We start from the raw sequence: 22,166 nt of genomic DNA, 5'->3' as shown, positions 1-22,166 counted from the left end.
AATTGACGCCGCAACCAGCAAAGGAGTTGGTTTATGTTGACCTGGCTAAGTATCGGACTGGTATTCACTTTCACCATGATTGCAGTGATTCTCCTGCGATGGGGCAACCTGCAGGTGGTGGGCGTGACACCGGTGCGTACCTTCACCTTCATGGCCATTCTGTTCACTTCCGGCCTCGACGTGGGCCTGATCATGTTCCCGCTCACCGAATTCAGTGGCTATGCGGAGGACTACAGCGTCACCAATCCGCTCGCGATCGAGTTCGGGTTCTGGGCCTTCCTGATCTGGGGTTTCTACTTCCTCACCTGTTTCTACTTCTGCGTGATCGAACCACGGATCAAGTTCTTTGAGATTCCGGTGGTTAAGGTTATCAACAACGTGGTGATCATCGGCACCTGTGCCTTTACCGCCTATCTCCTGCTGAAGAACCTTCCCTGGTATCTTCCGGAAATGGGCGATGATGGCACTGCGCAGACCGTTTTCTACGGCATCGTTTTCGTGTCCATTGCCATGGCCGTCTACTCCAGCACCAGCCTCAAGTACGTGCGGGTGCTGAGCGTGAGCACCAGCTGGATGTTCATCGGCCTGATCGCACTGTTCTGGTACTACGCCTTCATGACCGATAACGGAACCTTCGGCGATTTTGCCAGTACCCTGAGCCTGCTGGGCGGCTATTTCGGCAACATCCATGAGTTCATGCTGCCGCTGAGCGACTACCACGCCTTCTACCTGTACTGGTGGTTCGCCTGGTCCATCATGATCGGCCAGTTCACGTCACGTTTCGTGGGCGGTCTGCGCACCTGGCAGCTGCTTCTGGCAATGCTGTTTCTGCCGTCGATCGCCATCGGCATCTGGTTCACGGTGCTTTACTACTACCATGTGCAGGACATCGGTACGACCGGCGTGTTCAACATTCTCATGGTTACAGTGGGCATCACCATGGTCATCAACTCGCTGGATTCGCTGATCCGGCTCTATACCGACAACCTGAACCTGACGGTGAAGCGCTTCGGTAAGGGCCCCTACTTTGCGGGCAATCTGGTGGCCATGATCGGCCTGACGCTGCTGTTCCAGCTGGAATTCCTCAGGATCCAGTGGGTCGGCGCCCTGGTGATCGGGATCTACTTCGCGTGCATCCTGTACATCATCGGCCGAAACTGGCGGACCGTGAGCAGCATCAACAGCTCGCCGGAGGAGAACAAGCTGGACTACAGCCTGGTCGATTCCGCGAACTGACCCTCTGATGGGCCGTTGTGGCCGGAATGACTGGATAACGTCTGAATTTTTCTGGTAGAAAAGACCGTTATCCGGCATTCCAACAACAACACAACGGAGCCCATCATGGAACAAAGCCCAAGGGTCGCGGTCATCGGGGCCGGGCCCAGCGGTCTTACGGCAGCCAAGAACTGCCTTGAGGCCGGTCTGGACGTCACTGTGTTCGAGCAGAGTGACCAGGTCGGTGGCAACTGGGTCTTCAACAGTCGCACCGGCCATTCCAGTGTCTACGAGAACACCCACATCATCAGTTCGAAGGCATGGTCGGAATATGAAGACTTTCCAATGCCGGCGGACTACCCCGAATACCCCAATCATCGCCAGCTGCACGCCTATTTTGACGGTTATGCCCGGCATTTCGGCGTCATGGATGTTATCCGGTTTGAGCACTGGGTGGATCAGGTTACCCGTAACGAGGATGGCACCTGGCACCTGAAGGTGACCGGGCCCGACGGCGCGGCCCTGGAAGAGGATTTCACCCACCTGATGGTCGCCAACGGGCACCACTGGAACCCGAAGAATCCCGATTACCCGGGCACATTCAACGGCACCTGGATGCATTCCCATGACTTCAAGGGCGTCAGTGATGAGTGGCGTGGGAAGCGGGTACTCGTGATCGGCGCCGGCAACTCCGCCTGTGATGTGGCGGTGGAAACCGCCCGGGTGGCGGACCACGTGGCGCTGAGCATGCGCAGTGGCCAGTGGTTCATGCCCAAGTTCATGTTCGGAAAACCCACGGATGTACTGGGCTCCAGCATGCCCACCTGGGTGCCGAACCGGATCCGTCAGCTGCTGTTCACGGGTCTTCTGAAGCTCCTCCAGGGGGACTATTACCGCAACTACGGCCTGCCCAGGCCCAGACGGCCGGTGCTGAGCCACCATCCGACCATCAACTCGGATCTTCTGGATTTCATCCGCCACCGGCGCATCCACCCGCGCCCGGCCGTCCGCGAGCTCAACGGAGACAGCGTGATCTTCCAGGACGGGCGCGAGGAAGCGTTTGATCTGGTGGTTGCCTGTACCGGCTTCTGGATCAGCTTTCCCTTCTTCGACCCGTCGCTGATCGATTTCAGCAGTGCCGACCGGGTGCCGCTGTACCGGAAGATGATGCACGCGGACTTCAGCAACCTCTATTTCATCGGTCTGTTCCAGCCACTGGGCTGCATCTGGCCGCTGGCGGACTACCAGGCGAAGCTGGCCTGTCAGGAAATCCTCGGGCATTACGCCCGTCCGGCCAACATGCGCCTGGCTATCCAGGAGGAGGCGGCCAATCCGCACCTGGACTTTGATGCCGGGGGGCGCCACTCCACCGAGGTGGACTATCACCGGTTCCGGCGGGACCTGAAGCAGGAGCTGAGGAAAGCCGGGGTCGACATAGGCCGTCCCCCCGCGGGTAAACCCGGGCGTTACAAGGATTTCAGAAGGGCATCATGAAGGGGCAGCCACTGCCCCGTTTGTGATCCGCTTCCACCCATTGATTCAAATTCTGGAGAGAATGTGCCATCGAGGCCAATGCAGTGACAGGGAAAGTTGAATAGTATCCCGACGTTTATGCCTTACCAATAAACCATAACAATCAGGAGCTCTTGGATGATCAAAGTTGATGACAGGCCCACCACGCTGCACAGCCTTTTCTACTGGGCACAGCGTTCCCCGGACATGGTCTATATGAACCAGCCCTATCCGGACGGTTCGGTGGAGGAGACCACCTGGAAGCAGGCTGCGGACCAGGTGCTGCGCATGGCCGCCCACCTCAGGTCCCTGGAACTGCCGGAGAAAAGCTGCATCGCCATTCTGGGCAAGAACAGCGACCACTGGATCATGGCGGATCTGGCCATCTGGGCTGCCGGTCACGTCTCGGTGCCGCTGTACCCCACGCTCAACGGTGACACGGCCGCCTATGTGCTGGAGCACAGTGAGGCGAAGCTGATGATGCTCGGCAAGCTCGACGGCACGGCCGATGGCTGGAACGACATCAGGAACCATATTCCCGAGGACCTGCCGATCATTTCCCTGCCCATGTCCCCGCGCAGGGATACGGAGCAGTGGAAGGACATCGTCGCGCGCACCGAGCCGCTGGCCGAGCCGCACCTGCCGTCACCGGATGAGCTGGCCACCCTGGTCTATACCTCCGGCAGCACCGGCAGGCCCAAGGGCGTGATGCACTCGTTCGGAACCATGATCTCGGTGGCCGAGGGGCTCAAGGAGATCTTCCCCGTGGACCAGAACGACCGCATGCTCTCCTACCTGCCACTGGCCCACGTGGCCGAGCGCGCCGCTGTCCAGACGTCCTCGCTGTACTTTGGTTTCCCGCTCTATTTCGCCAACTCCCTGGACACCTTCCAGGAGGACCTTCAGCGGGCGCGCCCGACGCTGTTCTTCTCCGTACCGCGCCTGTGGATGAAGTTCTACCTGGCCATCTGCGACAAGCTGCCGCCGAAGAAGCAGAAGGTGCTGTTCCGGATTCCACTGCTCAACCGGGTCGTGAAGCGCAAGATCCTCAAGCAGCTGGGTCTGGACCACGTGCGTGCGGCCCTGACCGGGGCGGCCCCACTGGCTCCGGAGATCATCCACTGGTACCGCAACATCGGGCTGGAACTGCTCGAGGTCTACGGCATGTCCGAGAACTTCGGGTATTCCCATGCCAACCGTCCGGGTGACGCCAAGGTCGGCACGGTGGGTGTTCCAAACCCCGGTGTGGAACACCGCGTGACGGACGAGGGCGAGCTTCAGGTCAAGAGCCCGGGGCAGATGCTTGGGTTCTACAAGAACGATGAGAAGACCAAAGAAGAAATCACCGAGGACGGCTTTCTCAAGACCGGCGACATGGCGGAAGTGGATGCCAATGGCTATACCCGCATCACTGGCCGGGTTAAGGATCTGTTCAAGACCGCCAAGGGCAAGTACGTGGTGCCCGTTCCCATCGAGGGCCGGTTCACCCATCCCAAGGTGGAGGTGGTCTGCGTGGCCGGCGCCAATCAGCCCCAGCCCTGCGCCCTGATCACCCTGTCCGAGGAGGCCCAGGCGGAGCTCCAGAAGGGCGGCGACCGCGCGACCATCGAGAAGGAGCTGGCGGAAGAGCTGGACCGGGTCAACTCGGAGGTCGAGGACCACGAGAAGCTGGCATTCGCGGTGATCGTGAAGGAGCCCTGGACCATGGAGAACGGCATGCTGACGCCGACCATGAAGATCAAGCGCAACGTGATCGAGGATCACTACGCCGAGCGGCTGCCGCAGTGGTATGACCAGAAGAAAAAGGTGATCTGGGAGGACTGAGCGTCTTCTGATCACCCGTAAACCAGAAAACCCCGCCCCGGTGGTGCCGGCGCGGGGTTTTCTGTTTGCGGGCGGTGGCAGTCGGATCAGTCGCCGTGGATGACCTCCTCCAGGCGGCGGATCTCGTCCAGGCTGTCCAGGCGTTCCTCGTTACTCATGGCATCCCGGTACAGGCGCTGGTTTTTCCGGCCCTGGGGGCTGCCGTTCTCCGCCGCCAGGGTTGACCAGGCATAGGCCTTTTTCAGGTTGCGCTCGGTCCCCTGACCCTCGCCATAAAGGTAGCCCAGGTTGGCCTGGGCCCCCACATGACCCTGCATGGCGGCCTTCCGGTACCAGCGGTAGGCGGTTTCCGCGTCCTTCTCCACACCTTCGCCCTGGAAGTGGACGAACCCAAGCATGGCCTGGGCACCGGCGTGGCCGCGCTTTGCGGCCACCCGGTACCAGTAGGCAGCCAGTGCCCGGTCTTTAGGCGCGTTGTTGCGGCCCTCAAAGAGCTCGTCGCCCAGCTGTTTCTGGCGGTCCGGGGAACTGCGGGCGATCCGGACCTCCCGGGCAAGCAGACCATCGTCCTCCTCAAGGTAATCAATGGCCGGCTGATGGCCTGCCTCAGCGGCGGCTTCAAGGTGTTTCTCGGCGGCTTCCAGCTTCCGCTCCCCGCGCAGCATGCGGCCGAGCCGGTACCGGGCTTCCGCGATGCCGTGTTCGTTCGCCAGTGTCTCCAGGGCGGCCCGGGCCTGCTCGTCCGAGTCAAAACCTGTGCCGGTTTCCCGGTAAAGGTTGTACAGCTTCATGCGGGCACCGGGATTGCCCATATCGGCAAGCTCGCGATAGAGCTCGGCGGCAGCCTTGTGGTTGCCTTCGGCGCGCATGCGGTCCGCATCCTTCAGGGAAGGGGCCGCGCAGGCGGCAAGCAGCAGGACGGTCAGTAACAGCGTGGTTTTCTGCAAAACGGGGAACCTGTTGGTTGTGTGGGCCTCCCGGCCTGTCCGCCCATCAGACGTGGTTGCGCAGGCCGAGCTCATCCGGGTAGGGAGTAAGATAGTCCTGCCGCTCCAGATAGGCAACGGGTTCCCGCCTCTGGGCCATGCGCAGCAGGGTCATGGGCACCACCAGTGGCACCTGCCCCTGCTGGTACAGGTCGATCTGCTCGTGCAGCATCTCGCGGTCCGCATCGCTCATGGAACCGCGCAGGTAGCCCATCAGGTGCTGCATGGCGTTGGCATGGTCGCCCCGGGTGATCTGCTTCTGCATGGCCTTCATGAAGGCGCTGATGTAACGTTCGGCGATATCCGCCAGCGGTTCCGCCTTGAGGTCGGAGAGCATGGGGCCGAGTTCCCGGTAGGTCTTCTGGCAGTGTGCCAGGAGCTGGAACTTGTGCCGTGTGTGGAAATCCAGAAGGGCGTTCCGGGTCAGCCCCGCCTCGATCATGCGACACCAGTCGTCGTATACAAAGACGCGCTCGATGAAATTCTCGCGCAGGTGACTGTCATTCAGGCGGCCCTCCTCCTCCACCGGCAGAACCGGGTAGGCTTCCATCAGCGCCTGCGCGAACAGACCCCTGCCATCCCGCCGGATGACCTGCCCTTCCTCGTTGTGGATGCGGATGCGTTCCATGCCACAGCTGGGGGACTTGGCCTTGAGGATGAAGCCACGCAGGTCCGTGAGCGAGGGCAGGGCGTCCCGGATCCAGTGCTCCATGGAGGCGGTATGGTCCGCGTTGCCACTGGTGGTGATCAGGCGCAGGCCGTCCTGGTGTTCACGCAGGTGGATCGCTGGCCGGGGCACACCCAGACCGGCTTCCAGTTCCGGACACAGGGACCGGAACTCGAAGTAATGGGAGAGCACCTGGGAACAGTAGCGGGCATGCTTGTGCCCGCCGTCGTAGCGGACTTCCTCGCCAAGGAGGCAGGCGCTGATACCCACCGGGATTTTCCGGCCCTGCTCGTGACTCATGGATGACCTCCGGAGATCGTCGTATTTCCCTTCTATACGCTCCAGACTAGCAGTGCGATTGAAAGCTGCCGCCCGGGTTCACTTCGCCGGGCAGTGGATCAGCGGGCAGGCCGCCGTGTTGCCTCTTGGTGCGGGGGCCTCCGGAAGAGCCGTGTCGGCGCAGCCCGCCGCGTGCCGGGCAGCCAGAGGGCAGCCCCTGCGTGCCAGGAGCGTGGCGAGGTTGAGCCAGCCGGCGGTAAGCTCCGGGGCTTCCCGGGTCAGAGTGATGAACTGGGACAGGGCCTGCTCCCTTTCGCCCTGTGCGTAGAGGCTGTTGGCGAGCCCAAAGCGGGCGGCCGGGGCATCCGGCCAGCGTGCCAGGGCGGTTCTATAGGCCTGCTCCGCCAGAGGCAGCTGCCCCAGCTCTTCCATATCACTGGCCGCGGTCAGCCAGGGCAGTGGCCGTGCCGTCGCCGGAAGGCGATCCGGCGGGGTCATGACCATGGCCCAGTGATCGGCGCGCGCCCAGCTGGCCAGGAAGGGACGGATCGGTTCCGAATGCCGGGGCCGGGTGTCGGTGTGAAGGATGATCCGGTCACGGCCACGGTCGTAGCCAATGACCACGGCATAGTGCCACTGGGGCCACCAGTCGAGCCCCAGGTTCTGCATCACCAGCACCGGGTTACCCGCTTCCACCTCCTGGAGGATGGCTCCCAGCTCCGGTTCCAGCGGATAGGCCAGAAGGCCGTGGGCGCGGGCGGCGGCAACCATCTCCACCTGGAGCGAGCCACCGCGTTCCGGCACATAGACCTGATCCACGAGGCTTTCCGGTGTGCTGGCGACGGAGCGGTGGTTCAGCACCGTGGCCAGGGCTGCCGGGCCGCACTGGTAGGCTTCCTGGGGATGGAACGGGACCCCGTCAATGACGTGGCTGGCCGAGGATCCGGTGTGTTCCGGCCACTGGGGCTGGCTGGCGCAGCCGCCCAGAAGGAGGACGGCGGCCAGCAGCAGGGCTGTCAGTTGATGCAACGGACGAACGAGAAGATGTTGGTGGCGCAGAGCATGTCGGTAACAATGAACACCAGCACAAAGAGCACGATAATGCCCACGACGCCTTCACCGGCGGGTGCCTGGGAAAGCTGTTCATTGAAGGAGGCCAGCTCCTGCTGCGTCAGGTTGTTGATGCGTTCCGACACCTGGGCGCGATCCACGCCCATGCGCTCCAGGGTTGCCCTGACCTCGTCCCGGTCAAGCATGGCGCGCAGCTCCTCACGGTCGTGCTGGAGCTGCTGGTCGGCCACAACGCTGCCGGTTTCAATCATATCCGCTGAACCCATGAGCGGCATGCAGGCCAGAAAGAGCATGGCCAGAATCTGGATGAACGCCACGCGGCGCATGGGCAGACGCTGGTACAGCATGGTGTGCCTCCTTCTTTACGGATTTCCCCGGAGTCTAAAGTTCTGGCGGGGATTCGTCACTGGCCGGAACGCGACCTATAATGGCTGCTTCAATCAGGAGGGGGTGTGTTGGAGCGAGCCCAAGTTGTTGCCGGCCTGATGGCCGAGGCCTGCCATGAGCTGCATAACGCCTGGGCGCCGGCATGCCGGCTGCGCACGCGGGTGGGCTCGGGGCGCGCTACCTGGCACCGCTATGATCCCCGCCGTGATGACCATTGCATTACGATTGGTACACTCATGGTCGCGGACAAGGCCCAGCCGGCTCTCTGCAGCGGCTGGCTTTCCACACGGGAGATCCAGGGGCGCGGCTACTTCGGCGGTGCCGTTTCGGAGCTCAACCTGCTCGCCCATGGCTGCTGCCATGAGTTCGCCCACCTGCTCCAGACCCGTTCCGGCGGGCGGCGATACGGCGAGGTGCATAACGCCGCTTTCTATGAGTGGCTGGATCGCCTTCACAGCGCGGGCGCCGCCCATGCCCTGCGCGGCCGGCTGGCGGAGGAAGCTCAGACACAGGGAGTCGTGCTGGCCACTGACACCGTCAGTCCCGCCGGAGAAACGGCGCTCCGGGACTTCTCCCCTGGTGATCGGGTGCGTTTCGGACCCGGCCTCCAGGGGCGGATCCGGCGGGTGAACCGGCGCACCTGCACCGTGGACGGCACCGGGCCCTGCCGCGGCCGACGCTATCGGGTACCACCACAGATGATGACTGTTACAGGCTGATCACAACCCCATGAACCAGACCCTGATCCTCAATGGCCTTGCCACCGGCGAGCTGGATGCGATTGATCTGACGGTGCCCCCGGGAGGCATCGTCTGTCTCTCCGGCCCTTCGGGCTCCGGAAAATCACGGCTGCTGCGTGCGGTGGCCGACCTGGATCCCCATGACGGTGAGGTCCGTCTCGATGGGACTCCGGCACACAGCCTGAAAGCCAACGAGTGGCGCCGCCGCGTCATGCTGGTGCCCGCCGAGAGCCACTGGTGGCATGACACCGTGGGCGAGCACTGTGGCGTAGCCCGTGAGTCCGACCTGACGGCACTGGGATTTGAGCCTGATGTCCACCGGTGGCCCGTCAGCCGCCTGTCGTCCGGCGAGAAGCAGCGCCTGGCCCTGTACCGCGCCCTGTCACTGGACCCCGAAGCCCTGCTGCTTGATGAGCCCACCGCCAACCTCGACGAAGCCACCCGTGACCGGGTCGAACAGTGGCTGGTCAAGCGCATCCACGACCAGGGCCTGCCGGCACTCTGGGCCACCCATGACCCCAGCCAGATTGCCCGCGTGAGCGATACCCACTACCGCATCAACGGCCGTCGGCTGGAGGAGGCCTCCCATGGAACTGATTGAGCTCCAATACTGGCAGCTGGCGCTTGCCTCCGTGCTGGTGCTGCTGCTTGCCGGCTGTTCCTGGTGGGTCCGCCTCGGTTTCGGCCGTTCCCTGGTGATTGCCGCAGTGCGGACCACCATCCAGCTCTCGCTCATCGGCCTCGTGCTTGAGGCCCTGTTCAGCGTCGGCGCCCTGGGCTGGGTGGCCCTTATGGGCGTGGCCATGGTCATACTGGCCGGCCGCGAGGTCATGATGCGCCAGCGCCGCCGCCTCAGGGGCGGCTGGGCCTTCGGCATCGGCACCTCCGCCATGTTTGTCTCCGCCTTCACCATTGCCGTCATGACCCTGCTCATCGTCATCCGCCCGGACCCCTGGTACCAGCCCCAGTACGCCATCCCGCTGCTGGGCATGATGCTCGGCAACACCATGAACGGCATCGCCCTCAGCCTCGACCGCCTCACCGACACCGTCTGGCGCCAGCGCGAAGACATCGAGGGCCGTCTCATGCTCGGCCAGCGCTGGCAGGACGCCATCAGCGACATCCGCCGGGAAGCCATGCGCTCCGGCATGATCCCCACCATCAACATGATGGCCGCCGCCGGTCTCGTCAGCCTCCCCGGCATGATGACCGGCCAGATCCTGGCCGGCAGCCCACCCGCACTGGCGGTGAAGTACCAGATCCTGCTGATGTTCACCATCGCCGCCGGCACCGGATTTGGGACCATGCTGGCGGTGACGGCGGGGAGTTATAGGTTGTTCGACCACCGACAGCGGCTCCGGACCGATCGCATCACGACTCCAACCCATTAGGCTGGACTATTCGAAAACTCAGGGATCGCAGGGTGGGGGAGGTCTTCCCGGGAAGCTCTGGAGCCATGGATGGCGGAAGAGCAGCGTACAGGGATGTATTTACAGTGATTCCCTGAAAGGACGCCCTCCCCCTGTGATTCCGTCTTCAGTGTTTTCATAGACACAAAAAAGCCGGCCCCGAAAGGCCGGCTTTTCAATCAGGTTCACCTGTTCGGGTGATTACTGGGTCTTCTTGAAGCGGAAGATACCCCAGGTCAGGTAACCACTGTTACCGCCGTTGACCCAGTTCTTCAGACCCGTCTTCATGCGGTCAATGTACTCCTGGGACACCAGGTTCTTCTCGACCAGCTCCTTCTCACGGCGCTCAGTCTCCTCCAGAACCCGACCGTAATGACGCGGGAGATGGGGCGTGTTGTCCTCGAAGTCCACTTCTTCCATGCCATTGCGACGGCAGGCATCCCGGTAGAAGCCCGGAGAACCCAGCGTATCCAGATGCAGGCGGTCCAGGATCGGCTGCAGAACGCCATCCGGGCAATCATCCGCCATCATCGGATCCGTGAAGATGAACAGGCCACCCGGCTTGAGAACGCGGCCAACCTCCTCGATCACCTTCTCACGGTTGCCGCTGTGGAGGAACGAATCCTGGGAAAACACCACATCAAAGGTACCGTGCTCGAAGGGAAGCTCCTCGAAGTTGCCATCCACGACCGTGATCCTGTCCTCAAGACCCGCGTCCTTGTTGAAGCCGCGGTTGCGATCGTTCTCGACCTCGGACAGGTTCAGGCCCGTTACATCCAGTCCCAGCGCCTGGTGGAGGTAGCGACCGGAACCGCCGAAACCGGAGCCCAGGTCCAACAGTTTCTGGCCGGCCTGCACGTAGGGCTTCATCAGCTCGCCCATGTGCTCAACGATCCGGCGGCTGGCATCCAGAATCGGCTCCTGATCATCCTTGTAAAGGCCGACGTGCAGATCCTCACCTCCCCAGACGTGGAAGTAGAAATTATCGGCATCAGTGCTGTTGTAGTAGTCACGTGCCGTGTTGACGGCTTCACTGTCGTACTTCTCGGTCATGAGATCAGACCTCCTCAGTCTGTTGCTTTTCCTCGGTAAACGGCTTCCCGCAGCAGCGGTTGACGCTGCACACCAGGCGTCCGGGGGACGATAACCACAGCCACCGCCACGGTACGACGCTGTCCGGCTGGCCGCTCGCCTGTGTGCAGCGGCGCTGCCTGTATGTTTCTGAATCAGTTCTTCTGGTCAGGGAAAGTGTCCATCACGTGTCCGACGAACGTCAGACCAGACCATGCGGGCAGCTTTCCTGCTCAACGGCCTCTCGGTGAGGCCAGACCGAATCGCCCCGCCGGGCAGCGCCAGGGCGGGACGGGGATTCAAGCAGCGGGGTCACAGCCTTGTGGCTGAGCCCGGGTGGTTGCGGGTTTCGTTTACACCCTACCGGCTTGAGAGAAGATTTCAAGTCCCCCCTGGTGGATCGTGGGGCCTCGGATGCTTGATTCAGTCTGGCGCTGGAACCATAGTCGGTACGTGGAAAACCCGACTCAGCCCGGAGGAGGTTCCCATGAACCTGCCCTATGAGAGTGATGATGCGCTCCTCGTTGTGGATGTCCAGAATGATTTCTGTCCCGGTGGCGCACTCGGGGTGGCAGAGGGTGATGCCGTGGTGCCGGTGCTGAACCGGGCCATCGAAGCCGCCCGCCAGGCAGGTGTGCCCGTGGCCGCCTCCCGGGACTGGCATCCCCAGAGCCATTGCAGCTTTGAGGCCCGTGGCGGTCCCTGGCCACCGCACTGTATCCAGGAAACCGAAGGCGCCGCCTTCCATCCGGATCTGGTGCTCACGGACGATGCCCACCTGGTCTCCAAGGGCACCTTCGAGGGCGAGGACCAGTACTCGGCTCTGGATGGGACGGGCCTGGGCGACTGGCTGCGGCACCAGGGTGTCCGTCGACTATGGGTCGGAGGTCTGGCGCAGGATGTCTGCGTTCGGGCCACGGTTCTTGATGCCCTCAGGGAAGGCTTTGCCGTGAATCTGATGCAGGAGGCCACCCGGCCCGTGGACCCCGATGGCGGACACAGGGCACTGGAAGAAATGCGTGAAGCCGGCGCCAACATCGTCTGAAGCCAGGAGCGCGCATGCTGTTCACTGATCTCTACGAACTCAGCATGGCCCGCGTCTACCACGCGGAGGGCCTTGAGGGGGATGCCGTTTTCGAGCTCTTTTACCGGCGTCTTCCCGAAGGCCGTGACTATGTGCTCAGCTGCGGCCAGGCCCAGGCACTGCAGGCGCTGCTGGATTTCCGCGTCACGCCGGAGGAGCTTGACTGGCTTGAGGGGCTCGGGCGTTTCCCCCGGGACTTTCTGGAGATGCTGTCGGGGCTGCGATTTACCGGGGATGTGGACGCCATTCCGGAAGGCAGTGTGGTGTTCCCGCTGGAACCCGTACTCCGTGTGCGGGCGCCGCTGATCCAGGCCCAGCTGGTGGAAACGCTGCTGCTCAACACACTGCATGCCCAGAGCGTGTTGGCCAGCAAGGCAGCGCGTGTGATGCAGGCCGCCGGGGGACGGCCGGTGATGGACTTCGGCGCGCGCAAGGCCCATGGCCGTGAAGGGGCTATGAATCTGGCCCGGGCGGCCTGGGTGGCGGGGGCTGCTGGAACCTCCAATGTTGAGGCCGGGCGTGCGCTGGACATCCCGGTTCTGGGCACCATGGCGCACAGCTTCGTGCAGGTGTATGGCGATGAGGCGCAGGCTTTCCGTGCCTTCAGCCACTACTGGCCGGAGACCACGCTGCTGGTCGACACCTGGGACACTCTCAACGGTGTGGATCGGGTGATCGAACTGTTGCGCAGTGCCGGGGAGGGGCCGCGGCCTGCCACCGCTGTGCGGCTGGACTCGGGGGATCTGCCCGAACTGTCCCGCGCTGCCCGCCAGAGCCTGGATGCGGCCGGCTTCCCGGAGGTGAAAATCATTGCGTCTTCCGGGCTCGATGAGTACGCGATCCGGGATCTGGTTGGCTCCGGTGCCCCCATCGACGGCTTCGGCGTTGGCACTGAATGGGCGGCGGTTTCGGACGCGGCCAGCATCGACTTCGCCTATAAACTGGCCGAATACAACGGTGAGCCGCGGATCAAGGCGTCCAGCAACAAAAGCACCTGGCCTGGCCCCAAGCAGGTCTGGCGGCACAGCGAGCAGGGGCGGATGGTCGGAGATACGGTAGCCGCCGCCGACGAACCGGCGCCGGAAGGTGCCGAGCCCCTGCTACAGCCGGCCATCCGCGCGGGTAACGCCTGTACCGGAGCCTTCCCCACGCTGCAGACCGTGCGTGAACATGCCGCCCGGGAGCTGGCGGCCCTGCCGGAGACCCTGCGCTCGCTGACTCCCGTGGACACCCCTTACCCGGTTGCCATCAGTGATAGACTCGAAAGCCGTAAACAGCAACTGATTCAGGCGTATCGGGGTAGGAAAAGCGATGACTGAGGAACTGGATCCGGAAACCTGGCGGCAACGGCTTCTGGATTTCCGCGAGGAGCTGCAGGCTATAGAGCGTGACGGCGGGAACTCAACCGGTACCGTGGAGCTGGATCAGCAGCGCATGGGCCGGCTCTCACGCATGGATGCCCTGCAGGGCCAGCAGATGGCTCAGGCCTCGGCCCGGCGCCGTCAGGAAATGCTGACGCGTATCGAAGGCGCTCTGCGGCGGATCGAGACCGGGGATTTCGGGTACTGTTTTGTCTGCGGGGAGGATATTGGCGCGGAGCGCCTCCGGGTCGACCCGACTGTCACGCGCTGTATTGACTGCGTCAACGCCTGAGGTTCCCGATGCCGGAGTCCGGAACCACCGTCACCCACCTGATCGTGATCGGACTGCTGCTGAGTCTCAGTGTTCTGGCTGACGCCATCGCTACCCGTACCCGTCTCCCCCGTATTTCCCTCCTGGTACTGATCGGCGTCCTGGTCGCCGCGGTCCAGCAGGGCGTTCTGGGGTACGCTGAGGCGCGCCCGCTGGGCGAGCTCAGCGAGCCACTGATCACCCTGGCGCTGGTTATGGTGGCCTTCCTGCTGGGCGGGGAACTGACCCTTGACCGGTTGCGTGCTACCGGGCCCGTCATTCTTGTGATCTCGCTGAGTGTGATCGGCGTGGGCGCGGCCGCGGTGGGCGGCGGGTTGCTGGCGGTGGGCTATCCGCTGGCGGTGGCTCTGTCCCTTGCGGCCATTTCGGTGGCCACGGACCCGGCGGCCGTGAGCGAGGCCATCCGTGAGACGGGGAAGGACGACACCCAGTCCCGGGTCATACGTGGCATTGTGGCTATCGACGATGCCTGGGGCATCATTGTTTTCGGGCTGGCCATGGCCGGGTTGGGCTTTCTCGGTTCAGGAGATGGCGCAGGCGCGCTTCTGGAGGCCGGCTGGGAGCTGGGCGGGGCGGTGCTGGTCGGTGTGGGGCTGGGTCTTCCGGCGGCCTGGCTGACCGGCAGGCTGCGGCCGGGGGAGCCCACCCAGTCTGAAGCCCTGGCACTCGTCTTCCTGATTGCGGGGCTGTCCGAGTACCTGCATCTGTCGTCCCTTCTGACCGCGATGGTGGCGGGCTTTGTGATCGTCAACGTCACTTCCCACCATACCCGTTCCTTCACCGAGATTGAGCACATCGAGTGGCCGTTTCTGGTCTTCTTCTTCGTGCTTTCCGGCGCCAGCGTGGATTTTGCGTACCTGGGATCGGCCGGAGGGGTGATTCTGACCTATACCGGTCTGCGGGTTCTGGGGCGCTATGCCGGCGGGCGTCTGGGTATGGCCCTGCTTGGCCGCCGGGGGCGGGAATTGAACCCGGGAATCGGGCTGGCGCTCACACCTCAGGCAGGGGTTGCCATGGGCATGGCGCTGCTGGCAGCCGAGCGCCATCCGGAGCACGGCAGCCTGATCGTGGCGACCGTGGTGACCTCTACCATTGCGTTCGAGCTTTTCGGACCCCTGCTGGTCCGGCGGGTGCTGTCACGCGCCGGCTAGGACCATGGGGGCGGCGACCTCATCGCGTTTCGCCCGGCCGCACAGGTATTCCACCAGCGTCAGGGCAAACGCCAGTGCCGTGCCGGGCCCCTGACTGGTGATGCAGTGGCCGTCGACCACCACCCGCTCGCCAATCCGGCTCTGGTTAGAGAGCTGGTCCTGGAAACCGGGGTGCGCGGTTGCCGCCTGGCCCTCCAGCAGTCCATTGGGTTCCAGTGCCACAGCCGGGGCCGCACAGATGGCCCCGTAGAGGCGGCCGGCTTCCTTCTGGGCCCGCAGCATCCCCACCAGTGGTTCACTGTTGCCCAGGTTCCGGGCTCCCGGCATGCCGCCGGGAAGCGCTATGAGGTCGAAGGTCCGGTCGCTGCAGTCCGTGATCAGGGTGTCGGCGGTGATCCGCGTCTCCCGGGCCGCGGTGACCGTGGCATCAGCGTGCACACTGGCCACTGTTACCTCGACGCCGGCGCGGCGGAGTACGTCAATGATGGTGACGGACTCGATGTCCTCGCTGCCGTTGGCAATGGGGACCAGTGCCGTTGCAGTCATGGATCCTCCTTCTGTTAAGGGCTTAAAGGCCTGCCTCAACAAAGGTGGGGCCGAAACCGAAGTTCCACAACAGGCCGGTGGTGGCCAGGGTGCTCACGAGCAGTACCAGTGCGAGCGTCAGGATACCGCCGCAGTAGACCATGGACTGTTCCTTGCTCATGCCCATCACGACGGGCACCCCTTTCCACATCAGCCAGGCGCCGTAACTGGCGGCTGCCAGCAGGATCATGGCATTGCCCCAGGGATCCGGGTAGAGCAGGGTCAGGCCGGCGATGTACATGGGCGTGAGTGAATAGGCCACCAGGGCCAGGGCGTTGTTGCCGTTCTCTTCCTTCTCCGCGCCAAAGGTGGTGGCCATCCAGTTGATGCCGTAACCCAGGGCGAAACTGCCTGCGAGAATGGCCAGGTAGGTCAGGATGACCAGCTGCATGGCACTGTCCGGTGTCAGCTTGATGAGCCGGTCACCGATGGTCCAGCCGGTTTCCACGGTGCCGATATAGGCGGAGATCGGTCCGATCAGGGCCAGGATCAGGATGTAGAGGCCGTAGACCACCATTGGTGTGGGTTTTTCCTGCTTGATAGCCGCCCATTCGGTTTCGGGGCGGAAGAGCATGCCGAAGGCGTGACTGAGGATCATTGTGCAATTCCCTGTTTTGTTGTTGGAGCGGGACCTTTCAGGCCCGGAACGGTTACCAGTGTAATACACCATGGAGACAGTGCGTTAAGCGCCGCATCACTGCATTGCGTTATATCAATACGGGCATGCTGATCCGGCTCTGGTAGACTGCGCGCTCCATGTCGGGGAGTGGTGGATAATGGCGGAACTGGCGCTGTATCAGATACTGCTTGCGAATCTTGTGGTGCTGGCTGGAGCCTGCCTGCAGGGCGTTGTGGGCTACGGTATCGGCACCCTGTCCGCGCCATTGCTGTTTCTCATCAGCCCCGTGCTGGTGCCTGGTCCGCTGACCCTGAACGCCACCCTGCTCACCGTCATGATGCTGGCGCGCAACCGGATGGCGGTGCGCGTCCGCGAGGTGCGTCTGGCGATCGGCGGCGGCGTGGTCGGAACCTGCCTGGCCGCTGCCACCCTCATGGCGATTTCACCCCGGGGGTTCGAACTGATATTCGGCGTGCTGATCCTGGTGGCTGTGGGGCTGAGCGTGGCTGGCTGGCGACCGCGCCTGAGCGGGCGCAGCAGTGTTCTGGCCGGCATGGCCTCGACCTTTATGGGGACCATTACCGCCGTGGGTGGCCCGCCCATTGCCATGATCTACCAGAACGAGCGCGGCCCACTGGTACGCGCCAACATGTCCGCCTTCTTTCTGTTCGCCAGTCTCCTGAGTCTGAGCGCGCTGGCGTTCTCAGGCTATCTGGGAGCGCGCGAGTGGCTGCTTTTCCTTGTGACCTTCCCCGGCGTGATTGCCGGATTCCTGCTGTCCGCGCATTTTGTGGGGCGGATTGATGGCGAACGGCTGCGTGGCCTGATTCTGGGCGTTGCCGGACTCGCCGGAGCGGCGGCTCTTACGCGGGGGCTTCTGAGCCTGTAGTCAGGTCCGGAACTGTGCCACCTGGTTGCTCAGCGACCGGGCGTAGTCCGCCAGCCGTTCGCTGACGTCGTTCAGGTTCCGTGAGCGTTCGTCGCTGTCCTGGGCCAGGTCGTTGATGCGGGTCACGTTCTGGTTGATCTCCTCCACGGCCTGGGTCTGTTCCTCGGTAGCTGAGGCCACACTGGCGTTGATGTCGGTGATCCGGTTCATGCCCTCGAGGATGGTGTTGAGTTCTTCCTCGGCACGGTTGGAGCTCTCCACGCTCTGGGTGGCCTGCTGGCGCCCGGTCTCCATGACGCTGACGATGTTGGAGACGCCGCTCTGCAGGTTTTCGATCATGTCGTTGATCTCGGTGGTGGACTTCTGGGTGCGCTGGGCCAGGGTACGTACTTCGTCAGCGACCACCGAGAAGCCACGCCCGTGTTCCCCGGCGCGGGCGGCCTCGATAGCCGCATTCAACGCCAGCAGGTTGGTCTGGTCGGCGATGCCGCGGATGACGTCCAGGACGGTGGAGATGTTGCCGGAGTCCTCGGACAGTTTCTGGATCACGTTCACCGCTTCCTGGATCTGGTCCGCCAGCCGTTTCACCTCGCTGGAGGCGTCGTGGATGATCTGGCTGCCGGAACTGGCACTTTCATGGGTGCTGCGAGTGACCTCCGCGGCCTGGTTGGCGTTCGAGGAAACCTCTTCGATGGCGCTCTGTACCTCGTTGATGGCGGTGGCGACCTGATTGATGGACTCGGTCTGGTGGTAGATGCCATCACTGTTGTCCTTGGCGGTCTGCCTCAGTTCGTCCGCACCGCTGTCCAGATTGGTGGCCAGTTCCTTGATCTCACCAATCATGGACTGGAGGTTGCCGAGTACTGCGTTGAAGCTGTCCGCCAGCCGCCCCAGCTCATCGTTGCTTTCGGATTCGACCCGACGGGTCAGGTCGCCCTCGCCCTGGGCGATGTCGTCCAGGCGTCTGCGGAGCTGGTTAATGGCGCCGGTGATCAGCCTGGTGGCAAAGAGGAAGATACCGATACTGATGGCAAGTACAATCAGGGTGGTGGTTACTGTGGTAGTGATACTTGCGCGACCTTCATCAGCTGCGTTGGAAGCGGTGGTAACAGCCTCTTCGTCGGTGAACTCACCTGCTTCGTTGTAGAACGAGCGCAGTTCATCAAAGCGGGGAATCGTCTCGCTTTTCATCCGTTCCCGGGCCTGCTCCGGGTTGCCGTTGGCGGCCATCTCGTTGACGGCTTCCGCGCTGTTGCGCCAGCTGGAGAAGGCGTCATGAAAACCGGAAAGGGAGTCGTTGATACCCGTTCCGTCCATGTGCTCGCTTGCGGCTTCCATGCGATCCAGTGCCTGGTCCGCGTTTTCGGAAAAGGTTTCGAAGTGGGGATCCACCGGATCTCCCTCACGGGACGCGACGATCAGGGCATCCTGGGCGATGTAGGCCTGGTGCAGGTCGCGGTCCGCATTCAGGATTTCACTGATCGCTGGCAGGAAGGCGGTTGATACCTCGTCAACGTCACCCACTAGATTCCGGACCGTTGAAACATTCAGAAAGCCCAGAAGCACAATGGCCAACCCCGTAAGAGCGAACGGGAGCAGCATTTTTGTTTTTAGTCCGAGTTTATTGATGGCCTGCATAGTTGTCTCCACTGCCCTTGTACCGCCGGGAGTTTCCGGAATTTACTTTCGCGCAATATTCAAATTAGCAGAATATGCAGAAACTACTGACATCGGTGGGATGTGTTGTTGAAGGGGCAGCTTCTCCGACCACCCGGTTAGGGCTGTGTCTGCCGGAATCGCCCCGGTGACTGATGGTTCCATCGGTGGAAAGCACGTGTGAACGCACTCTGTTCTGAATAGCCGACAAGCAGCGCAATGTCGTTCAGGCTCAGTGCCGGGTCGGTCAGGTATTGTTGGGCGAGTCGGTTACGGGCGTGGTCCAGCCACTGCTGCCAGCTCAGGTCGTAACGGCCCAGGCGGCGTTGGAGCGTGCGCGGTGCCATGTGCAGGGCCCGGGCCATGCGTTCAAGGCTGGGGTTACCCTCGGCGAGAAGACGCAGCAGATGGTGGTTCAGGCGTTCCTCCAGGCGCTGGTCGTCCGGCAGCAGTCGCAGCTGGGCATTGGCCTGGCGGTCGAGCAGGGCCCGCAGGGTCGGGTCCCGCCGGGGCATGGGCAGTTGCAGGTGCTGCACCGGAAAGCGCATGCGCACGTGGGTATCACCGAAGGTCACGGGGCATCCGAAGAAGGCCTCATAGGCACGGGTGCGCTCGCTGTCCGCCCGTTCGTGGAAGCTCACGGATGAGGGTGGAGGCGGGTCTTCCAGCTGTCGGCGCAGGAAGGTGACCAGGGCCGCAATAGCGGCGCCGTCCGCCTGAAGTCCCAGCGGTTCCGGCCCCTGGGGCCACCGGATCTCGGCATCGGAACCGGTTGCGTCGATTTCGGCCAGTTGTTCGCCGTAGAAGAGGCGCTCGTAGCGCTGGTAGGCGAGCATGGCATCACCCAGGGTTTCGCAGGCCAGTACCAGGTAACCCAGGATCCCCACGTGGTGGGGCTGGACGCAGGCGCCCACCGCCAGTTCCGGGGCTGGCTCGCTTTCGGCAAGTGCCAGCCCTGAGGCCAGCAGGTCCCGCCAGACCGGCACGGGCACTGTGTCGTCCGGGGCATAACGGGCGAGGCGGTCCCGGGTGTCGGGGGCATCCAGCCCCTGCTCGTCGAGCCAGTCCGTCAGCAGGCCGGTCCAGGCACCGTTGATCCGCATGGCCATCTCCCGTCAGGCGTTATGGCGTCAATCATCAAAACCGTGGCGTGAAAAGTCAATATAAACGCTTGGCGTTGGTCAATACTGGTGCTGTATGAATAAACCCGGGAGAGGCAACAGGCATGACACTGTTTGAGATGATGCACGCCGTTCTTGCGGACAGCGGTCTGCTGGCGCTGTGGGTGATCGCCAGTGAGTGGCTGGCCCTGGATGCCCGGCAGCTGGTGTTCGTGGTGGCGACGCCCGTCTTCCTGCTGGTGGCGCTCTGGGAATACCAGAAACTCAAGCATGATCCGGACCGGATGGACGGCCGCGAGGGTGTGAAGAACTTCATGCTCGGGGCCGGCTACCAGACCACCGAACTGCTGTTTGCCGGGGTCATCGCGTTTCCCGTCTATTCACTGCTCTATCACTACCGACTGTTCGACATTGAGCTGAACCTGCTCACCGGGCTGCTGACCTTCATCGGCGTGGATTTCTGCTTCTACTGGCAGCACCGGGCCGGGCACCGCATCCGCTGGTTCTGGGCAGCGCACGTGGTGCACCATTCCTCGCCACGGCTGAACTTCACCACCGCCATGCGCCAGAATGCCACCAACATCTTCAATGGCACCTGGTTGTTCTATCTGCCTCTCGCATCACTGGGTTTCAATCCGCTCTGGATCGGCATCGCCTATGCGCTTTCGCTGGTCTACCAGTTCTTCATTCACACCGAGCTGGTGGGCAAACTGCCCTCCTGGGTCGAGCTCATATTCAACACGCCCAGCCATCACCGCGTTCATCATGGCTGCAACCCGGGTTACATCGATCGCAACTACGGGGGCGTGCTCATCATCTGGGATCGGTTGTTTGGCACTTTCGTGGACGAGCAGGCCCAGGACCCGCCCGTCTATGGCATTACCACGCCGGTTCCGGGCGATGACCTGATCACGCTCTGGACCCACGAGTACGCGGACCTGTTCCGGGACATGACCATCCGCGGGCCCGTGACGGAGCGCCTGAAGCACCTCTGGAAGCCGCCGGAGTGGCAGCGGGAATTATCCGGTTTACCCGAAGACAATACTTAATCTATGCGAGCCGTTGTGGGGTGGTCACACGGGTTCACCGAAAGCGTAAATCCTAAGGAGCATCAGGAACGATACAACGAACAGGGTTAGAAGGATCAGAATGGCTGTGTTGATCCTGATTCTCCGGGCCGGGCTCCCTAACAGCCATTCCTTCCCGATCATGACCGGGATCAATGCCACGGCGACATATTGGGTAACTGGCAGTGTCAGGAAGCAGAGAGTTTGTCCGCCGATACCAGCCCCACAGACTTCAGTCCCATGGATGAACTCTCCGAAAGCCTGGAAAAAGGCGATGACACCAAGAATCCAGATGCCAAGGCCAATGATTAACCGGTTACCCCATTTAACCAGTGATGGGCTTGTTTCAACTTGGGTCATGGCGATGTGCTCCCTGCAAATGCTTGGTCTTTAAAATTGGGACAACCCCTGACGTTGTCTGTTAAGGGTTTCCGGTCCCCTGACGAGTCTGCCGCGAACGCTCGTCCCGGCCACTTGCAACCCATTTACCTGGATATCCCTCACATCCACGATTTTCTTGTAGTTCCCCTGGCGGTTGATAAGCCCTATTTCTATATCCGATTTTCCGTAAAGCAACGTTGTGCCCTTGACGTGGATGTCCGCACTAACACCTTTTCCGACTATGTTGTCGAATTTGAGAGCTTCAAATGCTTCATCACTGATGTAGAACCAGTCAGAGTAAGCAATCCCCACGCCCAATGATCCGCTGTGACCATCAACGTCCAATGCACTGGAAAGTCCGTAGGTAAATTCCTTCGCCTGTCGGTTCTTTCTCAGGCCCAGGAGTCCAACCGTGGCAACATTAAGCCCGAAAGACATCTGAGCATGGCTAACGCCGGCGCCAACCAGTACCACCTTTGCCTGTGATTTTCTGTTTTCGTAAAAGCTGTCCATTCCGAAACTCCTTTTCGGTATCAATGAAGGTTTATATTGAAACGTGTATTAGCTCAGTCGGCAGGGACCGATGCCCACGAGAGACCTTAATGCTGACGGTTAGTCTATTCTGGGCGAAGAGGGGATCTGTATGCTGAAGTGTCGAGCTGGGCTTCATTTATTGCGTCCCTGCAGATTAAACGAATATCGATGGTAAGAGTGATCGATCTATGGAATCAAGGGCGTTCAGTGCCGGGTAGCATGGGTC

Annotated in this window: 23 protein-coding genes; 12 read left to right on the top strand and 11 right to left on the bottom strand. The window is 62.3% G+C overall.

From position 1 onward, the window contains the following. Positions 1 to 33 precede the first annotated feature (33 nt). The 3 genes from CK501_RS01485 to CK501_RS01475 all read left to right on the top strand — a co-directional run bounded on the left by CK501_RS01485 (position 34) and on the right by CK501_RS01475 (position 4,551). Positions 34 to 1,236, top strand: coding sequence for a BCCT family transporter (locus CK501_RS01485; RefSeq protein ID WP_095615951.1), 1,203 nt, complete (start codon positions 34 to 36; stop codon positions 1,234 to 1,236). Between the two features lie 105 nt (positions 1,237 to 1,341). Next, complete coding sequence (locus tag CK501_RS01480; RefSeq protein ID WP_095615950.1) at positions 1,342 to 2,709, top strand: flavin-containing monooxygenase; 1,368 nt, start codon at positions 1,342 to 1,344, stop codon at positions 2,707 to 2,709. 156 nt (positions 2,710 to 2,865) lie between these two features. Further along, positions 2,866 to 4,551 (top strand): AMP-binding protein, encoded by a 1,686-nt coding sequence (locus tag CK501_RS01475; protein WP_198949345.1) that lies wholly within the window; start codon positions 2,866 to 2,868, stop codon positions 4,549 to 4,551. Between the two features lie 86 nt (positions 4,552 to 4,637). On the opposite strand, the gene CK501_RS01470 is transcribed toward CK501_RS01475, so the two are convergent. From CK501_RS01470 to CK501_RS01455, 4 genes are all read right to left on the bottom strand, one after another. After that, a complete protein-coding gene (locus CK501_RS01470; RefSeq protein WP_158223011.1) occupies positions 4,638 to 5,498 on the bottom strand; it encodes a tetratricopeptide repeat protein in 861 nt (286 codons plus the stop codon). Between the two features lie 46 nt (positions 5,499 to 5,544). Next, the gene (locus tag CK501_RS01465; protein ID WP_095615948.1) at positions 5,545 to 6,504 is read right to left on the bottom strand and encodes a YbgA family protein; all 960 of its coding nucleotides are present in this window, start codon (positions 6,502 to 6,504) and stop codon (positions 5,545 to 5,547) included. Positions 6,505 to 6,582: 78 nt separating this feature from the next. Then, a complete protein-coding gene (locus CK501_RS01460) occupies positions 6,583 to 7,512 on the bottom strand; it encodes a PA2778 family cysteine peptidase (RefSeq protein ID WP_095615947.1) in 930 nt (309 codons plus the stop codon). After that, positions 7,500 to 7,901 carry a PA2779 family protein gene (locus CK501_RS01455; RefSeq protein WP_095615946.1) on the bottom strand — a complete coding sequence of 134 codons (402 nt, stop codon included), beginning with the start codon at positions 7,899 to 7,901 and terminating at the stop codon, positions 7,500 to 7,502. The genes CK501_RS01460 and CK501_RS01455 overlap by 13 nt, the downstream gene beginning before the upstream one ends. 108 nt (positions 7,902 to 8,009) lie before the next feature. On the opposite strand from CK501_RS01455, the gene CK501_RS01450 reads away from it, so the two are divergent. From CK501_RS01450 to CK501_RS01440, 3 genes are read left to right on the top strand one after another with little or no spacing between them, the layout of a single operon-like run. Next, a complete protein-coding gene (locus tag CK501_RS01450) occupies positions 8,010 to 8,660 on the top strand; it encodes a hypothetical protein (RefSeq protein WP_198949344.1) in 651 nt (216 codons plus the stop codon). A 10-nt stretch (positions 8,661 to 8,670) separates the two neighbouring features. Beyond that, positions 8,671 to 9,282, top strand: a complete 612-nt coding sequence (locus CK501_RS01445) for an ABC transporter ATP-binding protein (protein ID WP_095615945.1) — start codon at positions 8,671 to 8,673, stop codon at positions 9,280 to 9,282. Further along, positions 9,269 to 10,072: an ABC transporter permease gene (locus CK501_RS01440; protein ID WP_095615944.1), complete on the top strand. Its 804-nt coding sequence runs from the start codon at positions 9,269 to 9,271 to the stop codon at positions 10,070 to 10,072. Before CK501_RS01445 ends, CK501_RS01440 begins: the two co-directional genes overlap by 14 nt. 219 nt (positions 10,073 to 10,291) lie before the next feature. Here the strand turns inward: CK501_RS01440 and CK501_RS01435 are convergent, their stop codons facing one another. After that, the gene (locus CK501_RS01435) at positions 10,292 to 11,143 is read right to left on the bottom strand and encodes an SAM-dependent methyltransferase (RefSeq protein WP_095615943.1); all 852 of its coding nucleotides are present in this window, start codon (positions 11,141 to 11,143) and stop codon (positions 10,292 to 10,294) included. Between the two features lie 505 nt (positions 11,144 to 11,648). Here CK501_RS01435 and CK501_RS01430 point away from each other — a divergent pair. The 4 genes from CK501_RS01430 to CK501_RS01415 are packed head-to-tail and all read left to right on the top strand — an operon-like array spanning position 11,649 to position 15,088. Further along, complete coding sequence (locus tag CK501_RS01430) at positions 11,649 to 12,206, top strand: nicotinamidase (RefSeq protein WP_095615942.1); 558 nt, start codon at positions 11,649 to 11,651, stop codon at positions 12,204 to 12,206. Between the two features lie 14 nt (positions 12,207 to 12,220). Further along, the gene (locus CK501_RS01425; protein ID WP_095615941.1) at positions 12,221 to 13,564 is read left to right on the top strand and encodes a nicotinate phosphoribosyltransferase; all 1,344 of its coding nucleotides are present in this window, start codon (positions 12,221 to 12,223) and stop codon (positions 13,562 to 13,564) included. Next, complete coding sequence (locus CK501_RS01420; protein WP_095615940.1) at positions 13,557 to 13,898, top strand: TraR/DksA family transcriptional regulator; 342 nt, start codon at positions 13,557 to 13,559, stop codon at positions 13,896 to 13,898. The genes CK501_RS01425 and CK501_RS01420 overlap by 8 nt, the downstream gene beginning before the upstream one ends. A gap of 8 nt (positions 13,899 to 13,906) precedes the next feature. Further along, positions 13,907 to 15,088 carry a cation:proton antiporter gene (locus CK501_RS01415; RefSeq protein ID WP_095615939.1) on the top strand — a complete coding sequence of 394 codons (1,182 nt, stop codon included), beginning with the start codon at positions 13,907 to 13,909 and terminating at the stop codon, positions 15,086 to 15,088. Here the strand turns inward: CK501_RS01415 and CK501_RS01410 are convergent. Together CK501_RS01410 and CK501_RS01405 are read right to left on the bottom strand one after the other, a co-directional pair. Beyond that, positions 15,074 to 15,634, bottom strand: coding sequence for a DJ-1 family glyoxalase III (locus CK501_RS01410; RefSeq protein WP_095615938.1), 561 nt, complete (start codon positions 15,632 to 15,634; stop codon positions 15,074 to 15,076). The genes CK501_RS01415 and CK501_RS01410 overlap by 15 nt on opposite strands. 22 nt (positions 15,635 to 15,656) lie before the next feature. Beyond that, a complete protein-coding gene (locus CK501_RS01405) occupies positions 15,657 to 16,271 on the bottom strand; it encodes a Yip1 family protein (RefSeq protein ID WP_095615937.1) in 615 nt (204 codons plus the stop codon). A gap of 178 nt (positions 16,272 to 16,449) precedes the next feature. Here CK501_RS01405 and CK501_RS01400 point away from each other — a divergent pair, with 178 nt between their 5' ends. Then, positions 16,450 to 17,181, top strand: a complete 732-nt coding sequence (locus tag CK501_RS01400; RefSeq protein ID WP_095615936.1) for a sulfite exporter TauE/SafE family protein — start codon at positions 16,450 to 16,452, stop codon at positions 17,179 to 17,181. On the opposite strand, the gene CK501_RS01395 is transcribed toward CK501_RS01400, so the two are convergent. Then, positions 17,182 to 18,819 carry a methyl-accepting chemotaxis protein gene (locus CK501_RS01395; protein ID WP_095615935.1) on the bottom strand — a complete coding sequence of 546 codons (1,638 nt, stop codon included), beginning with the start codon at positions 18,817 to 18,819 and terminating at the stop codon, positions 17,182 to 17,184. A gap of 137 nt (positions 18,820 to 18,956) precedes the next feature. After that, entirely contained in the window at positions 18,957 to 19,940 is a 984-nt protein-coding gene (locus CK501_RS01390; protein WP_233128823.1) for a helix-turn-helix transcriptional regulator, read from the bottom strand. Between the two features lie 122 nt (positions 19,941 to 20,062). Here CK501_RS01390 and CK501_RS01385 point away from each other — a divergent pair, with 122 nt between their 5' ends. Next, a complete protein-coding gene (locus CK501_RS01385) occupies positions 20,063 to 21,007 on the top strand; it encodes a sterol desaturase family protein (protein ID WP_095615933.1) in 945 nt (314 codons plus the stop codon). Positions 21,008 to 21,031: 24 nt separating this feature from the next. Here CK501_RS01385 and CK501_RS01380 read toward each other — a convergent pair whose 3' ends face one another. Beyond that, the gene (locus CK501_RS01380) at positions 21,032 to 21,385 is read right to left on the bottom strand and encodes a hypothetical protein (RefSeq protein WP_095615932.1); all 354 of its coding nucleotides are present in this window, start codon (positions 21,383 to 21,385) and stop codon (positions 21,032 to 21,034) included. 30 nt (positions 21,386 to 21,415) lie between these two features. Next, complete coding sequence (locus CK501_RS01375; RefSeq protein ID WP_095615931.1) at positions 21,416 to 21,919, bottom strand: hypothetical protein; 504 nt, start codon at positions 21,917 to 21,919, stop codon at positions 21,416 to 21,418. Positions 21,920 to 22,166 lie beyond the last annotated feature (247 nt).

Source organism: Halovibrio salipaludis, assembly GCF_002286965.1.
GTDB lineage: Bacteria > Pseudomonadota > Gammaproteobacteria > Pseudomonadales > Oleiphilaceae > Halospina > Halospina salipaludis.
This window is presented reverse-complemented; position numbering and strand designations above follow the sequence as displayed.

Excerpts from the sequence above, each read along its gene's own strand:
- CK501_RS01375 (WP_095615931.1), bottom strand. The coding sequence starts at position 21,919 with ATGGACAGCTTTTACGAAAACAGAAAATCACAGGCAAAGGTGGTACTG.
- CK501_RS01410 (WP_095615938.1), bottom strand. The coding sequence starts at position 15,634 with ATGACTGCAACGGCACTGGTCCCCATTGCCAACGGCAGCGAGGACATC.
- CK501_RS01395 (WP_095615935.1), bottom strand. The coding sequence starts at position 18,819 with ATGCAGGCCATCAATAAACTCGGACTAAAAACAAAAATGCTGCTCCCG.
- CK501_RS01485 (WP_095615951.1), top strand. The coding sequence starts at position 34 with ATGTTGACCTGGCTAAGTATCGGACTGGTATTCACTTTCACCATGATT.
- CK501_RS01380 (WP_095615932.1), bottom strand. The coding sequence starts at position 21,385 with ATGACCCAAGTTGAAACAAGCCCATCACTGGTTAAATGGGGTAACCGG.
- CK501_RS01405 (WP_095615937.1), bottom strand. The coding sequence starts at position 16,271 with ATGATCCTCAGTCACGCCTTCGGCATGCTCTTCCGCCCCGAAACCGAA.
- CK501_RS01480 (WP_095615950.1), top strand. The coding sequence starts at position 1,342 with ATGGAACAAAGCCCAAGGGTCGCGGTCATCGGGGCCGGGCCCAGCGGT.
- CK501_RS01465 (WP_095615948.1), bottom strand. The coding sequence starts at position 6,504 with ATGAGTCACGAGCAGGGCCGGAAAATCCCGGTGGGTATCAGCGCCTGC.
- CK501_RS01385 (WP_095615933.1), top strand. The coding sequence starts at position 20,063 with ATGACACTGTTTGAGATGATGCACGCCGTTCTTGCGGACAGCGGTCTG.
- CK501_RS01475 (WP_198949345.1), top strand. The coding sequence starts at position 2,866 with ATGATCAAAGTTGATGACAGGCCCACCACGCTGCACAGCCTTTTCTAC.
- CK501_RS01435 (WP_095615943.1), bottom strand. The coding sequence starts at position 11,143 with ATGACCGAGAAGTACGACAGTGAAGCCGTCAACACGGCACGTGACTAC.
- CK501_RS01415 (WP_095615939.1), top strand. The coding sequence starts at position 13,907 with ATGCCGGAGTCCGGAACCACCGTCACCCACCTGATCGTGATCGGACTG.
- CK501_RS01425 (WP_095615941.1), top strand. The coding sequence starts at position 12,221 with ATGCTGTTCACTGATCTCTACGAACTCAGCATGGCCCGCGTCTACCAC.
- CK501_RS01400 (WP_095615936.1), top strand. The coding sequence starts at position 16,450 with ATGGCGGAACTGGCGCTGTATCAGATACTGCTTGCGAATCTTGTGGTG.
- CK501_RS01440 (WP_095615944.1), top strand. The coding sequence starts at position 9,269 with ATGGAACTGATTGAGCTCCAATACTGGCAGCTGGCGCTTGCCTCCGTG.
- CK501_RS01455 (WP_095615946.1), bottom strand. The coding sequence starts at position 7,901 with ATGCTGTACCAGCGTCTGCCCATGCGCCGCGTGGCGTTCATCCAGATT.
- CK501_RS01430 (WP_095615942.1), top strand. The coding sequence starts at position 11,649 with ATGAACCTGCCCTATGAGAGTGATGATGCGCTCCTCGTTGTGGATGTC.
- CK501_RS01390 (WP_233128823.1), bottom strand. The coding sequence starts at position 19,940 with ATGCGGATCAACGGTGCCTGGACCGGCCTGCTGACGGACTGGCTCGAC.
- CK501_RS01420 (WP_095615940.1), top strand. The coding sequence starts at position 13,557 with ATGACTGAGGAACTGGATCCGGAAACCTGGCGGCAACGGCTTCTGGAT.
- CK501_RS01445 (WP_095615945.1), top strand. The coding sequence starts at position 8,671 with ATGAACCAGACCCTGATCCTCAATGGCCTTGCCACCGGCGAGCTGGAT.